Origin of the sequence: Bradyrhizobium sp. NBAIM01 (assembly GCF_020194115.1) — a bacterium.
Classification (GTDB): domain Bacteria; phylum Pseudomonadota; class Alphaproteobacteria; order Rhizobiales; family Xanthobacteraceae; genus Bradyrhizobium; species Bradyrhizobium yuanmingense.
Map to the genome: position 1 here is coordinate 109154 of NZ_JADYVU010000012.1, position 13771 is coordinate 122924.

Consider the following 13771-nt stretch of genomic DNA (forward strand, 5'->3'; position numbering starts at 1 on the left):
TTGACGATGCCGATGATCCGGCGCGGGGCGCAAGTCCCGGCAAGATGGCTGCTGCTTGCCTGCGGCATTCTCGCGATAGTGATCCCCTCGCGTCCCGCCGGCGCGGCAGACGACGGCATCGTCGACGTCCATACGCTGCCGCGGCTCGACGGCGCGGTGGAGGACACTTCGCGTCCCGACACCTATCGCGTGATCTACACCGTGCCGACACCGCTTGCGGCCACGTCGGACGCCACCGGGAAGCTGCTGAGCGCCGACGGCTGGGTGCCCTATGTGTATCCGCTGGATGAGAAAAGCGCAGCGTTGACTTTCAAGAAGGGACGGCAGGGGCTGCGCGTTTCCTTCACACAGGCGCGCGGGCGACCCGACCAGTCCGCCGTGTTCTACACGCCGAACCGGATCTATGCGAACGTGCCCTTTCCGGAAGGTGCGATCGATCTCGTGTTCGACGAGACCCGGCCCTATCTCAGCTGCATTGCGCCCGGCGCGCTCGATGCGACCGCAGCATTCTTTACCAAGGACATGGCGGCGATGGGGTGGCGCAAGCTGAACCCAGAGACGGCCTTGCGCTGGCCGAACGCCGATCTTGCCGGGACCGTTCCGAACGGCGTTCGCGTCTTCTACGACCACCCCGATCGCGACGCGACGCACGTCTACCAGAAGCCGGTGATGCTGACCCTGACGCGCCGCGACGATGGCCGCACCAATGTCGAGATCCGGGTCGCGCCGTTCGCGCTGCCGGAGGTGCTCGAGGCCGACGACGACATGGCCGGCCTGCCGCGGCCGAAGCCGACCAAATCTGCGCGGGGCCTCGGCAGCGCCAACTCGAACAAGCGCGAGATCTCGGCCGCCGCGATCGCCGAGCTGCCCGCCGTGCTCGCCTTCTACCAGCGCGAGCTCACCGCGCGCGGCTGGCAGGAGGACGGCCGCGCGCCGCTCGCACCCGGCGACGAGATCGCGATCAAGATTTCCAACACTGATGAAACCGGTGTGCTGCGGCTCGGCCGCAAGTATGATTTCACCATGGTCAGCCTGACCGCGCAGGTGAAGGAATCCGCGCTCGCTGCCCGCGCCAAGGCGAAGAAGGAGGCCGACGCGAGGTTCCTGAGCGATGCCTTGGGTACGGCTCAGCAGCTCATTGCGGCCGATGATATCAGGCGCAAGACGCAGGCCGCCTCCCTGTCGGACGCCCCGCTCACCGCGCTCGCTGACGGCAAGACGCCGGTGCCGCTGCCCGAAAACGCCGAAGCCGTGACGTTCGAAGGCGGCGACGGCCACCTGGAATTCTCCTCGGCGTCGAGCGTGAAGGCGCTCAGCAGCTTCTATCGGACGGCGCTGAAGAGCTCGGGCTGGAAGGAGCAGCCCTCCGTCATCAACCAGCCGAACATGGCGGTGATGGCGTTCTCGAAGGGCGGCAAGTCGATCTCGATGACGGTGATGCAGATGGGCCCGAAGGTGAATGTCCGCGCCGACGGATCGGGCCTGGTGACGGAAGCGGCCAAGGCTGCGGCCGGCGCGGAGGTGGAGGTTCAGGCCAAATCCGCCGAGCCGCTCAAGCCCGATCCTGAGTCCCCGCTGCCGGTACCGACGCAGCGTTCGTCGAAATCGCTCGCGACCACCAAGATACCCGGAGGCGAAGCGCCGCTCCGCCGCGAGCTCGAGGCCCGCATCCCCGCTTCGCTCGACGAGGTCCTCGCCTTCTACCGGGCCGAGCTTGCAAAGCTGGGCTGGCAGGAGAAGACCGACGGCGCAGCCGTGTCCGCGGAACGCGCGCAGATCGACTTCACCTCGCCGCAAGGTCCCGCCGTGCTCAAGCTCGGCCGCGCCAAGGGCGAGACCACGGTCAGCCTGGCGCAGAAGAATGCCGATGCCGCGGCCAAGGCCGAGATCATGCCGAAGGCGGGACAAGCGCGGCTCATGCTCGGAAACATGGCAGCGAACGAGGTCGCGCTGACGATCAACAAGCAGACGGTGAAGATCGCAGCCGGCGCCGGCGGCCCGCAATCACCGAAAGGCCCGATGCTCGACCTACCGCCCGGCAAATACGTGTACGCGTTGCGCCTGCCCGGCCGCCCTGCGCGTAGCGAGTCCCTGACCGTTGCCGCCGGCGAGGCCTGGGGCCTTCTGGTGGGCCCGAGCGGCGACGTGCTGCCGCTGCAGATGTATTGAGGCTGCACGCTTTCAGATTCGCGGTATCGTCATGGCCGGGCTTGTCCCGGCCATCCACGTCTTCCGCGACGCCAAGAACGTGGATGCCAGGACAAGGCCGGGCATGACGGCGATCGATGAATCAGTTTCAGGTGCCCCAAAACCACTCTTCCTGGCCCCGCAAAATCCACGGCTTTTCGAGGCAAAAAACTGCCCTCGAATCGGGCTTTTTGCGGCGCCCAGAATCGGCCCTCCGGCGCCTTGAAAGCCGGCCGAAAAACCCTATCTGCTCAAAGGGTTGCCGGAGGATACTTTGCGCTAGGCGCAAGCGGTCTTTCATGGCACAAATAGCCCCGCAAATCAGCGCCTTTTGCGCCGCTGATTCGGGCGACATCTCGAAGGCCTCTCATGACAGAACCTGCTCGGCAGCACGCTGCCGAAAACGAGCCCTCCAACGCGAGCGATTACGGCGCGGAATCGATCCGCGTGCTCAAGGGACTCGATGCCGTCCGCAAGCGCCCGGGCATGTATATCGGCGACACCGACGACGGCTCGGGCCTGCACCACATGGTCTACGAAGTCGTCGATAACGCCATCGACGAGGCGCTCGCCGGCCATGCCTCGCGCGTCGAGGTGATCCTCAACGCGGATAATTCCGTCACCGTGCGCGACGACGGCCGCGGCATTCCCGTCGACATCCACAAGGGCGAAGGCATCTCGGCGGCCGAGGTCATCATGACCCAGCTGCACGCCGGCGGTAAGTTCGACCAGAACTCCTACAAAGTTTCCGGCGGCCTGCACGGCGTCGGCGTCTCCGTCGTCAACGCGCTGTCGAGCAAGCTCGGCTTGCGCATCTGGCGTGACAACAAGGAGCACTATATCGAGTTCGCTCACGGCGATGCCGTCGCACCGCTGAAGGTGGTCGGCGAGGCGCCGGGCCGGCGCGGCACCGAGGTGACGTTCCTGGCCTCGACCGAGACCTTCAAGAACATCGAATACGACTTCGCCACGCTCGAGCATCGCTTACGCGAGCTCGCCTTCCTCAATTCCGGCGTCAACATCGTGCTCTCCGACATGCGCCACGCGGTCGAGAAGCGCGAGGAGATGTTCTATTCCGGCGGCGTCGAGGAGTTCGTCAAATATCTCGACCGCAACAAGAAGGCCCTGGTGCCGGCGCCGATCATGGTGCGCTCGGAAGCCAACGGCATCGGCGTCGAGGCCGCTTTGTGGTGGAACGACAGCTACCACGAGAACGTGCTGTGCTTCACCAACAACATCCCGCAACGCGACGGGGGCACCCATCTCGCCGGCTTCCGCGGCGCGCTGACGCGCCAGGTCAACGGCTATGCCGAGGCCAATGCCAAGAAGGAAAAGATCGCGCTGACCGGCGACGATTGCCGCGAAGGGCTCACCGCCGTTCTCTCGGTGAAGGTGCCCGATCCGAAGTTTTCGTCGCAAACCAAGGACAAGCTGGTGTCCTCGGAAGTGCGCCCCGTCGTCGAGAACGTCCTTAACGAGGCGCTTGCCGCCTGGTTCGAGGAGCACCCGAGCGAAGCCAAGATGATCGTCGGCAAGGTGATCCAGGCCGCGGCGGCCCGTGAAGCTGCGCGAAAGGCGCGCGAGCTGACGCGCAAGAGCCCGCTCTCGGTCTCCTCGCTGCCGGGCAAGCTCGCCGACTGCCAGGAAAAGGATCCGGCCAAGTCCGAGCTCTTCATCGTCGAGGGCGACTCGGCAGGCGGCAGCGCCAAGCAGGGCCGCAACCGCGAGTTCCAGGCCGTCTTGCCGCTCCGCGGCAAGATCCTGAACGTCGAGCGCGTGCGTCCCGACAAGATGCTGTCGTCAGAGCAGATCGGCACGCTGATCACCGCGCTCGGCACCGGCATCAGCGACGAGTTCTCGGTCGAGAAGCTGCGCTATCACAAGATCATCGTGATGACGGACGCCGACGTCGACGGCGCCCACATCCGCACGCTGCTGCTGACGTTCTTCTACCGGCAGATGCGCGACATCATCGATGGCGGCTATCTCTATATCGCCCAGCCGCCGCTCTATAAGGTCTCACGCGGCAAGTCCGAGCAGTACCTGAAGGACGAGCGGGCGCTGGAAGACTATCTCATCGACGCCGGCCTCGATGATTGCGTGTACATCCCCGGCACCGGCGGCGACCGCTCCGGGCGCGATCTGCGCGCGCTGGTCGATGACGCCCGCGTAGTCCGCAGCGTCCTGCGCAACCTGCACAGCCGCTATAATCGCAAGGTGGTCGAGCAGGCCGCCATCACCGGCGTGCTGAACAAGGAGATCTACGGCGATCCCGAGAAGGCGGCGGCCGCCGCGCAATACATCGCGAGCCGGCTGGACAACCAGGCCGAGGAGGTCGAGCGCGGCTGGGTCGGACAATTCATCGAGGGCCAGGGCTTCCTGTTCGAGCGCACCGTGCGCGGCGTCAAGGAAGCCGCCGTCATCGACGATGCGCTGCTTGGCTCGGCCGAGGCGCGCAAGCTCGACGAATACACGACCAAGCTCCAGGACGTCTACGCCCGCTCCGGCAAGCTACGGCGCAAGGATTCAGAGCACGTGGTCCACGGCCCGGTCGATCTGTTCGAGGCCGTGACCGATTCGGGTCGCAAGGGCATCAGCCTGCAGCGCTATAAAGGCCTCGGCGAGATGAACCCGGAGCAGCTCTGGGAGACGACGCTCGACACCGAGGCACGCTCGCTGCTCCAGGTGAAGGTCAAGGAGGTCGACGAGGCCGACGACATCTTCACCAAGCTGATGGGCGACGTCGTCGAGCCGCGCCGCGATTTCATTCAGGAACATTCGCTGAGCGCGACGATCGATATTTGAGGGCTCGCTGCTTCCGCGGCGTCATGGCCGGGCTTGTCCCGGCCATCCACGTCTTGCCCCGCGGAACAAAGAACGTGGATGCCCGGGACAAGCCTGGACAAGCCCTGGCATGACGGCAGCACCAGTCCGGCCCTGAACCTCCCCACCCGCCATCGCGACGAAACGGCATGAACCCGCAAGGCCAATTCCGGCCGGGAAATGTCGCGCCATGACCGCCTCTGCAACGACCGGCTCCGCCGCGCCCTCACGCCGTCTCGGCATCATCGGCAGCATTGTCGGCGTGCTGGCGCTGATGGCGGCCGTGCTGCCGCATTGGGTCGTGCCGATCGTGTTTCCGCCGCCGCCGGCGGACAAGGTGATCGTCGACACCGGACATCGCATCAAGGACCGCATCGTCGCCAAGGTGAAGGGCGTGGAGTTCAAGGCTCCGGACCTCGAGAAGTCGGCTGGAAGAAGCTGGCGTGATATCGCATCGGTCACGGCGATCTCGCTCGGCCTGCTCGCCATCCTGCTGTCGGTGCTCTCGCTGATCTTTCGGGAGGAACGGCTCCTTGCCGCTGTCGCCGCCGCACTCGGCACCGGCGCCATCGCCATCGAAATCTCCTTCTTCCTGATGGGCGTCCTGATCCTGATCGCGTTCCTCTATGTGGTCGGGAGTATCATCGGGTTGTTCTGAGGGCGGGTCCTGCCACAAGCGACGGACGGACGTGTGCGGGTCCCAGCCGGCACAATTGCTCCCGCGCTCAAATCTCTGTAGTTTCCGCCCGAAACAGGCCCTCCCACTCAACAGGACAGCGAGAACCCCGTGGCGCCCATCCAATACATCGTCGAGGGCGGTCACCGGCTCTCGGGCTCGATCGAGCCGTCCGGCAATAAGAACTCGGCGTTGCCGATCATCGCCGCCGCGCTGCTGACCGAGCATCCGGTCGTGCTGGAGAACGTGCCGCGGATCCGCGACACCGAGACGCTGGTCGAGCTGGTCCGCTCGGTCGGCGCGTCGGCCGAATGGTCCGCGCGCAACACGCTTCACATCCACGCCAAGAGCATCCGCGCCGCCGACCTCGACCCCGAGCTGTGCGTGCGTATTCGCGCCTCGATCCTGCTCGCCGGGCCGCTGCTCGCCCGCTGCGGCGAAGTGATGCTGCCGCCGCCGGGCGGCGACGTCATCGGCCGCCGCCGGCTGGACACGCATGTGCTCGCGCTGGAGCAGCTCGGCGCCAAGGTCACCGCGACCGACCGGCTCGAATTCCGTGCGCCAAAGCTCGCGGGCGCGGACGTGTTCCTGGACGAGCCGAGCGTCACCGCCACCGAGAACGCGCTGGTCGCGGCGGTCGCCGCCGACGGCATCACCTATTTGCGCAACGCGGCCTCCGAGCCGCATGTGCAGGACCTCGCCAATTTCCTGGTCGCGCTCGGCGCCAGGATCGAAGGCATCGGCACCAACACCATGATCATCCATGGTCAAGCGACGCTCGGCGGGACGACGTACCGGATCCAGCCCGACCACATCGAGGTCGGCTCGCTGATCGGGCTTGCCGCCGTGACGCGCTCTCCCTTGCGCATCGCGCGCGCGGGGGTTGAGCATCTGCGCTCGATCCGCATGGGCTTCGAGCGGCTCGGCATCGTCTGCCGCATTGAGGGCGACGATCTCATCGTGCCTTCCAACCAGACATTGAAGATCCAGGACGATTTCGGCGGCCATGTGCCGAAGCTGGAGGACCAGCCCTGGCCGGCCTTCCCCGCCGACCTGATGTCGATCGCGATCGTCACCGCAACGCAATGCGAGGGCGTGATCCTGATGTTCGAGAAGATGTTCGAATCCAGGATGTTCTTCGTCGACAAGCTGATCGCGATGGGCGCGCGCATCGTGCTGTGCGACCCGCACCGCGCCATCATCGCCGGCCCCAGCCGCCTGCACGGCGCGACGATGACCTCGCCCGACATCCGCGCCGGCATGGCGATGCTGCTCGCGGCGGTGTGCGCCGAGGGCACCTCGACCATCAACAACGCCGACCAGATCGAGCGCGGCTATGAGCGTATCGAGGAGCGGCTGAACGCGCTTGGTGCGAAGATCAAGCGCGTGCCGGAGCGGAGCTAACCTGTTCTATTTTGGCGGATTCGCGTCGAAGGCCTGTTTGCAGGCCGCGGACAAGCTCGCGTAATTGTCGCCGAGGCATTTGCGGATGCGGCCGCCCCCGGGCATGGTGCCGGCGCAGAACCGTGAATAGTCTGCCTTGCAGGCCTGCTTCGCCTCACTCCGCGCATCGCCTGCGGAGGCTTGCGAAAGAAACAGCACGAGAAGTGCGACCAGACTCGCGGCCGCAAGACCCGCACGCACGTAGACGGCCGTCCGATGCGAGAACCTCACCACCGGTCCGCTTGCCGTCCGGCCAAATCGTTGCACCATGTCACCTCCATCAATTCGCAGACATCGATGTAGGTGATACGCCTGGACGGGCCGAATCCCTCGTGCACTCTGCGCGGCTCAGCGAAAATAGCCGCCGACGAGTTGTCGGCGTCCTTTCGCTGAAATTCGTTCCAGCATCTCGACGAAGGTCGCGACGACGAGGTCGCCGATCTTCAGGCGCTTATCTCGGGCATCCTTCACGGCTGCTTCCAGCTCAGCCTTGTCGAGATTCGTCTGCGCAGCCGTTTTCATCGCCTTCATCAGCGCGAGCCGGTACTCGGCCTGGAGCGGGGCCAGCTCCGCCTCCTTGCCGCGATAGATGCTCCACAGGATCTCCGCGTCTTCCGCCGGAAGTCTCTCCGCAACGCGCTCGATCATGCGGAGCGGCACGACCGCGCCCGGTCGAAAGCCGCCGGGCAGCAGCCATTGCGCCGAGACATAGGTGAACAGGACGACGTTGACGCACAGCGACAGCAGCATGAGCGCACGCCAGGGAGTGGACCATTCTCGCCAGAACTTCATTGCACCGATCCATAGCCGATTGCGTAGATGTCGAAGACGCCGCTCATGACAGACAAGGGGTCCGACGGCACGTGGGCATAGGGCAGCGCTCCCGCCAGCCACACACCCACCATCACGGAGCAGGCGAGACTTGCGGCGGGAACGAGCGCCGGCGAGCGCAGCAGGCGACGATACCATGCCGGCCGAGGCTGCTGCGGGATGGCGGCGAGCCTTTGCAGGACCAGAAAGCTCGACCGATCCGCCCTCGCCGTCTCGATCTCCGGGGCGACGGCAAGAAGCCGGTCGAGGCGCAACTGCTGGTCCAGGACCGCAGCGCCTTCCGCAGTCGCCGCAATCCGCCGCGCGGCCTCGCGCGTCGGCGCGGGCCAGCGCTCGACGTCACCTCCCCATGTCTCGGCCAATTGTCTGAACTGTTCGGGCGTCATACGTGGCTCCCCGTCTGCTGTATTTTCTGAACATTTGCCTTGAGCGCCGTGCGGGCGCGGCCCAGCAGCGATTCGAACGCCTTGGCGCTGAGATTCATCGCGTTCGCCGCTTCCTCACCGCTCAATCCCTCCATGTGGAAGAGGGCGATCGCACCGCGTTGCCGGTCCGACAGGCCGGCCATCGCGCGGTTGAGAAGACTGAGCTCCTCATCCGCGATCAGCCGCTCGACGGCGTGCGGTCCCATGTCGGGTACGTCGCCGGCGTCTTCGAGCGGCAGGAACGTTCGGCGTCGCGTGCGGTCGAACGTCAGGTTGAGGACGATGCGGTAGAGCCAGGTCGTGAATTTCGCAACCTCTGGGTCAAAAGAGGCTGCGTGAGTCCAGACACGCATGAACGCCTCCTGGCCGATGTCGTCGGCCTCGGCCGGATCGCGCACGATCCGCTCCGCGACCCGCAGCGCCCGAGGCATATGGCGCCGCATGAGGAGGCGAAATGCGTGCTGCCGCTGCGCCGAAACCTCCGCCATCAAGGCCTCGTCCGATGGCTCTTCCATCACATCGATCTGTTGCTCTGGCCTGCGGACATCGTAGCCGAGAATTGCGAACCGGTCCTACCTGGCGATAGCCGCCTCCAACCGAGCATCAAAAGCGCCAATAGACTCCGGCTCGCAGCGTGTGCGTGTCGAGCCGGGACTCGCGCGCGCCGAAGGTCGTCGGGCCGACCGTCTGGGCGGCCAGCGTCTTCGAGCCGTAATTGTCATAGAGATATTCGAGCCTGACCGAGGCCTGCGGTGCGAAGCGGAATTCCCCGCCCGCTCCGATCGACCAGCCGATCCGTGTATCGCTCCAGCTCGCAACGGCGCCGATCCCATTGTCGAACGCCTTGCTCTCGACGCCCGCGACGGCAAGGCCGCCGGCGGCGAACAGCAGCGTCCGTTCGAAAGCATATCCGATCCGTCCACGAAGGTGGCTGTTCCAATTGACCGCGGATTGAAGCTGCGTGACGGCGGGTGTTGGCGCAAAGCCGGTATCGATCGTCGCGCGCGCATCGACGAAGTTCACGTCGCCCTCGAGCCCGGCGACGATCCGGCCCCATTGCGCCGAGAAGCCCGCCGTTGCACCGACGGTCGCGCCCTTCGGATCGACAAAGTGGAATTCACCCGTCGCGGGCAGCGAGATCTCGGAGCGGCCCGAAAGATAGCCGGCCTGAACGCCGAAATAGGGCCCCGCCCAGCTCAGCAGGGCTGCCGACGCCGCCTGCGCCGGCGGTGCTGCGGGCAGCCTCAGGTCGGCCGCTGCAGCGGCGCCGGCACCCAGGATGGCAGAACCGATGAACAGTGCGGCGAACGTCAGTCTAAATCTCGTTATCATACTCAATTCCCAATGTGAGACCGGCCCAGATTCGCCGCACATGACGAATACGGTGCAACCCGACCTTTCCTTCGCCTGAGCCCCCGCCTTTTTTCAGCGGCGCCCGCCCTCACATTTCTTTGCCGTTACTTCGCCGATCGAGGCTGCTATGTCCCCGGCATGACCGAGCTTTTGGATACCAAACGGCGGTACCGGGCACGCCTGGACGCACGGCAGAACCATCTTGCCGAAGAATTCATCGAGACGCTGCGCCTCGCCGTGCCGCTGATGCTGACGCAGCTCGGCCAGATCGCGATGATCACGACCGATCTTGCGATGATCGGGCGGCTCGGCGAGGAGGCGGTGGCCGCGGCGGCGCTGGCACATACGGTCTATTTCGTCAGCTTCACCTTCGGGCTCGGATTGACCTCCGCAGTGTCGCCGCTGGCGGCGCAGGCGTACGGCGCCGGCGACGTCAGGCGCATTCGGCGCTCCTTGCGCGTCGGTCTGTGGGCCGCGCTGCTGATCTCACTGCCGATGATGGCCTCGCCGCTCTATGGCGAGCAGATTTTGCTCACGCTCGGTCAAATGCCGCACTCGGCCGCGCTGGCACAGCACTACCTGAATGGCCTCGCCTGGGGCATCGCACCGGCGCTCGGATTCATCGCGCTGCGCAGCATGATGAGCGCAGTGAACCGACCGCAGGCGCCGCTATGGATCACGCTGGCGGCGATCCCGGTCAATGCCGCGCTGGTCTATGCCCTGATCCACGGGCTGTTCGGCCTGCCCGAGCTCGGCCTGTTCGGCGCGGGGCTTGCGACCACGCTGGTCAATCTCGGCACCTTCCTCGCCGCGCTCGCGATCGCCGGGCTACGCAAGCCGTTCGCGGACTATCATCCGCTCGCCCGCCTCTGGCGGATCGACTGGCCCTTGATGCGCCAGCTGATCTCGATCGGCGCGCCGATCTCGTTCTCCCTGCTGCTGGAATATGGCCTGTTCTCCTCGGCCGCCCTGCTGATGGGCTTGATCTCGACCACCGCGATTGCCGCGCACCAGATCGCGCTCCAGGTCACCGCCGTGCTGTTCATGGTGCCGCTCGGCATCGGCATGGCGGCGACCGTGCGGGTCGGTCATGCCTTCGGCCGCAATGATCCGGCGGCGGTGAAGCGCGCAGGGCTCGTCGCAGCCGTGCTCGGCCTCGCGCTGGTCTCCGCGCTGACGATCACCATCGTGATCGGTCGCTATCAGCTCGGCCGGCTGTTCTTCGGCGCCGGCAGCGAAAGTGCGGTCACCGTCGAGCTGACGGCAACGCTGCTGCTGGTCGGGGCCAGCTTCTTCATCGCCGACGGCCTGCAGACCATCATGGGCGGCGCGCTGCGCGGCATCAACGACACCAAGATGACCCTGCTGTTCGCCGCGATCGGCTATTGGGGCGTCTCTTTTCCCATCGGCTGGTTGCTGGCGTTCCACACAGGGCTGGGCGCGATCGGCGTCTGGATCGGATTCTCGATCGGCACGTTCGTCTATGCCGGGCTCCTGATCTTGCGCTTCCGGATGCTGACGCGCAAAATGGCGGGATGATCGGGACGGTCCGCGAAGTCGCGCCTGAAGTCGATGCCGATGCGCTGCTCGCCGGCGCGCAGTTCATCGACGCGTTTTGCGTGGACATCGGCGCCGCGGCGGTGAATGCCCGCGAAGCCTGCACCAGGATGGTGCTGCACGGGCCGCGCTGGATCGACGCACTGCTGCGCCTGCGCAACATTCTGGTGAGGCCGTTCGGGCTGAAGACATCGGGCGAAGGCGCCCCGGCGCCGGGCGGCATGATCGGCCTGTTTCCGGTGCTGAGCGAGACGCCGGAGCAGCTGGTCGCGGGCTTCGATGATTCGCACCTCGATTTCCGCATCGTGGTCGACGTTTCAGGCAATGCCGCGCGCCGGCAGGTGACCTCGACCACGCTGGTGCGCACGCACAACCTGCTCGGCCGGACCTATCTTGCGCTGATCATGCCCTTCCACAAGCTCGTGGTCCGCAACATGATGGGACGCATCGTGGAGACGGCCCGATGAACTGTGCGGGCCGACATTGAACGAACACGCCCTGTTCAGCCCACCGGCCCTGCAGTCCAATTGTCGCCAGCGAGCGGACTGACTTTCACGTCAGGAATGACACCGAGGTCCATGCTCGGATCGAAATGGCGCATCGTTCGCTCATTGAGGTCGATGATGCGGCCAGGTCTTAGTGGTCCCACGTCGTTTATCTTGACGATGACCTTCTTGCCCACGGCCTCGACGAGAGCATATTTCGGCCTCGCGCCGAATCCGACCCCACCGAATTTCCGGCGCAGGCTCGTCTTGATGGCAGCCGTCCAGGCGGAGGGATCATAACGTTCGCCGGAAGCCGTCTGCGGACCGCCCTCCTCCTTGCCGGGCTTGAACGGATTATAGGTGGACGCCGCGCCAATAATCGCATCGCCCGAGGCGGCATCGACGACGGCACTTGAGTGATCCCCACGCGTTTCACTTCGAGCAACGGCAACAGAGAAGGCAAGCGTAACCAGGGCGCCGCAAACTGCGGCGCTCGAGCGGAAGAGCATCATGAGTCCTGTGATTTTTTAGATTGTCCGGTTCCAGAACCGCAAACGTGGTCAAGCGAACGCAGCAGCGCTCATGAACTTGCCGAACGTTTTGCGGATTCGAGCCAACCCCTGGCTACGGAACCGTTGTGAGAACCGGAGTGGTCTCACGTCGTGTTTAGCTTCTCGCCGATTAAAACAGAAAATGCGTCAGCAACATGACCCGATGGAACCTCGTGCGTGGAGCGACTCAGAGCCGCAGACCGCCGATCACCGCCGCGCTTCACACACGCGCATTACTGTCGAAAGCCGACGTTGACGACGACGCGCCCGAACTCACTCCGCAACGCGTGCGGTTTTATCTGTCGAGGCCTCCGACCATTCGCCGACGACGCGGTCGAGGTCGCCGAGATTCTGGTGCATCTGCTCCAGGGAGAAGCCGAGCGCGAAGAAGCGCTCGGCGGTGTCGCTGGGGTGACCGCGGATCAGGCCATCCTGACGGACGGACGCGACGGCCTCGGCGTAGTGCTGGAGCGCGACATGGACGGGATGGATCGGCGGCGCGCCGGCGCCCTCGCGCAAGGCGCCAGCGGCCGAGCGGAGGAAGCGGGCGATCACGGTCGACACTTCCGACAGGGGCGCTGCCAGCCGCAATTGCACTTCCACCGGCAGCGGCACCACCGTGGCGCGGCCGATCATCACGACGTCATGGCGCAGCCGCAGGATCGTTCGCAGCAACGGGCCGGTGTCCGGGCCGCTCGACAGCCGCGCCGCGCGCTCACGCTCGGCTTCGGAGCCGATCGCATTCAGATTGACCATCGCGGTGCCGATGCCGTCCTGGATCCGGTGCAGCGCGTCGTTGTCGCGGCCGCGCGTGAGGCCTGCCAGCAGCTCGGCGAGGGCATCGGCGATCAGCTCGAGCAGAACCGCCGCGCTGGCGCGGATCTGCCGCACCGCGCGCGAGGGCAGCACCAGGAAGGAGACCAGCAATCCCGTGACGGCGCCGACGCCGACCTCGCTGACCCGATCGATCGCCGAGGTCAGGGGATCGGCATGATGCAGGGTCGGAACCAGGAGCACGATCACGGCGGTGACAGTGGCGGCGCTGAGGCTCGGATTGATCGCGGCGATGAAGGCGAGCGGGGCGACGGAGAGGACCAGCAGGCCGAGCAGGCCCGCCTCGCTGGAATAGGGAATCAGGATGGCGATGGCGCCGCCATAGAGGGCTCCGCCGATGGTGCCGAGCATGTAGTCGCGCGTCGCCTTCAGCGAGCGGCCGACGCTCATCTGGGTCACGATCAGCGAGGTCAGCACCGCCCAGAGCGGCAGCAGCAGATGCAGCGCGGTCGCGATCGCATAGGCCGCTGTCGCGGCGACCGTGACCCGGATCGCCAGCCCCAATTGCGTCCGCCGCGCTCGAATCCGGTCGAACAGCTGCCTTGCGCGCGTCATGCGGAATATCCCGATCCTTTTCGCCTAAGCAAAAGCATGGCTGATCCCCGC

At 65.7% G+C, this 13771-nt stretch carries 13 protein-coding genes; 6 read left to right on the plus strand and 7 right to left on the minus strand.

Annotated elements, in window-relative coordinates:
* Positions 1-6: 6 nt before the first annotated feature.
* The 4 genes from I6F31_RS29020 (at position 7) to murA (ending at position 7090) form a co-directional block, all read left to right on the plus strand.
* The gene (locus I6F31_RS29020) at positions 7-2169 is read left to right on the plus strand and encodes a hypothetical protein (RefSeq protein ID WP_036002618.1); all 2163 of its coding nucleotides are present in this window, start codon (positions 7-9) and stop codon (positions 2167-2169) included.
* 387 nt (positions 2170-2556) lie between these two features.
* Positions 2557-4992: a DNA topoisomerase (ATP-hydrolyzing) subunit B gene (gene gyrB, locus I6F31_RS29025; protein ID WP_036002622.1), complete on the plus strand. Its 2436-nt coding sequence runs from the start codon at positions 2557-2559 to the stop codon at positions 4990-4992.
* A gap of 208 nt (positions 4993-5200) precedes the next feature.
* On the plus strand, positions 5201-5668 hold the full coding sequence (locus tag I6F31_RS29030) for a hypothetical protein (protein WP_036002638.1): 468 nt from the start codon (positions 5201-5203) through the stop codon (positions 5666-5668).
* A gap of 129 nt (positions 5669-5797) precedes the next feature.
* Positions 5798-7090 carry a UDP-N-acetylglucosamine 1-carboxyvinyltransferase gene (gene murA, locus I6F31_RS29035; RefSeq protein WP_036024088.1) on the plus strand — a complete coding sequence of 431 codons (1293 nt, stop codon included), beginning with the start codon at positions 5798-5800 and terminating at the stop codon, positions 7088-7090.
* A gap of 6 nt (positions 7091-7096) precedes the next feature.
* Here murA and I6F31_RS29040 read toward each other — a convergent pair whose 3' ends face one another.
* From I6F31_RS29040 to I6F31_RS29060, 5 genes are all read right to left on the minus strand, one after another.
* A complete protein-coding gene (locus I6F31_RS29040) occupies positions 7097-7399 on the minus strand; it encodes a hypothetical protein (RefSeq protein ID WP_036002645.1) in 303 nt (100 codons plus the stop codon).
* A gap of 78 nt (positions 7400-7477) precedes the next feature.
* Positions 7478-7921, minus strand: a complete 444-nt coding sequence (locus I6F31_RS29045) for a periplasmic heavy metal sensor (RefSeq protein WP_036002648.1) — start codon at positions 7919-7921, stop codon at positions 7478-7480.
* Complete coding sequence (locus I6F31_RS29050; RefSeq protein WP_036002650.1) at positions 7918-8346, minus strand: hypothetical protein; 429 nt, start codon at positions 8344-8346, stop codon at positions 7918-7920. The genes I6F31_RS29045 and I6F31_RS29050 overlap by 4 nt, the downstream gene beginning before the upstream one ends.
* Positions 8343-8945 carry an RNA polymerase sigma factor gene (locus I6F31_RS29055; protein ID WP_338076605.1) on the minus strand — a complete coding sequence of 201 codons (603 nt, stop codon included), beginning with the start codon at positions 8943-8945 and terminating at the stop codon, positions 8343-8345. Before I6F31_RS29055 ends, I6F31_RS29050 begins: the two co-directional genes overlap by 4 nt.
* A 43-nt stretch (positions 8946-8988) precedes the next feature.
* Positions 8989-9717 carry an outer membrane beta-barrel protein gene (locus I6F31_RS29060; RefSeq protein WP_036002657.1) on the minus strand — a complete coding sequence of 243 codons (729 nt, stop codon included), beginning with the start codon at positions 9715-9717 and terminating at the stop codon, positions 8989-8991.
* Between the two features lie 159 nt (positions 9718-9876).
* Between I6F31_RS29060 and I6F31_RS29065 the strand changes: the two genes are divergently transcribed.
* Both I6F31_RS29065 and I6F31_RS29070 read left to right on the plus strand, forming a co-directional pair.
* The gene (locus I6F31_RS29065) at positions 9877-11277 is read left to right on the plus strand and encodes an MATE family efflux transporter (protein WP_036002659.1); all 1401 of its coding nucleotides are present in this window, start codon (positions 9877-9879) and stop codon (positions 11275-11277) included.
* Positions 11274-11762, plus strand: coding sequence for a DUF2867 domain-containing protein (locus I6F31_RS29070; RefSeq protein ID WP_036002662.1), 489 nt, complete (start codon positions 11274-11276; stop codon positions 11760-11762). Before I6F31_RS29065 ends, I6F31_RS29070 begins: the two co-directional genes overlap by 4 nt.
* Before the next feature lie 35 nt (positions 11763-11797).
* On the opposite strand, the gene I6F31_RS29075 is transcribed toward I6F31_RS29070, so the two are convergent.
* Positions 11798-12292: a septal ring lytic transglycosylase RlpA family protein gene (locus I6F31_RS29075; RefSeq protein ID WP_192893029.1), complete on the minus strand. Its 495-nt coding sequence runs from the start codon at positions 12290-12292 to the stop codon at positions 11798-11800.
* Positions 12293-12604: 312 nt separating this feature from the next.
* A complete protein-coding gene (locus I6F31_RS29080; protein ID WP_225186497.1) occupies positions 12605-13720 on the minus strand; it encodes an FUSC family protein in 1116 nt (371 codons plus the stop codon).
* Positions 13721-13771: the final 51 nt, after the last annotated feature.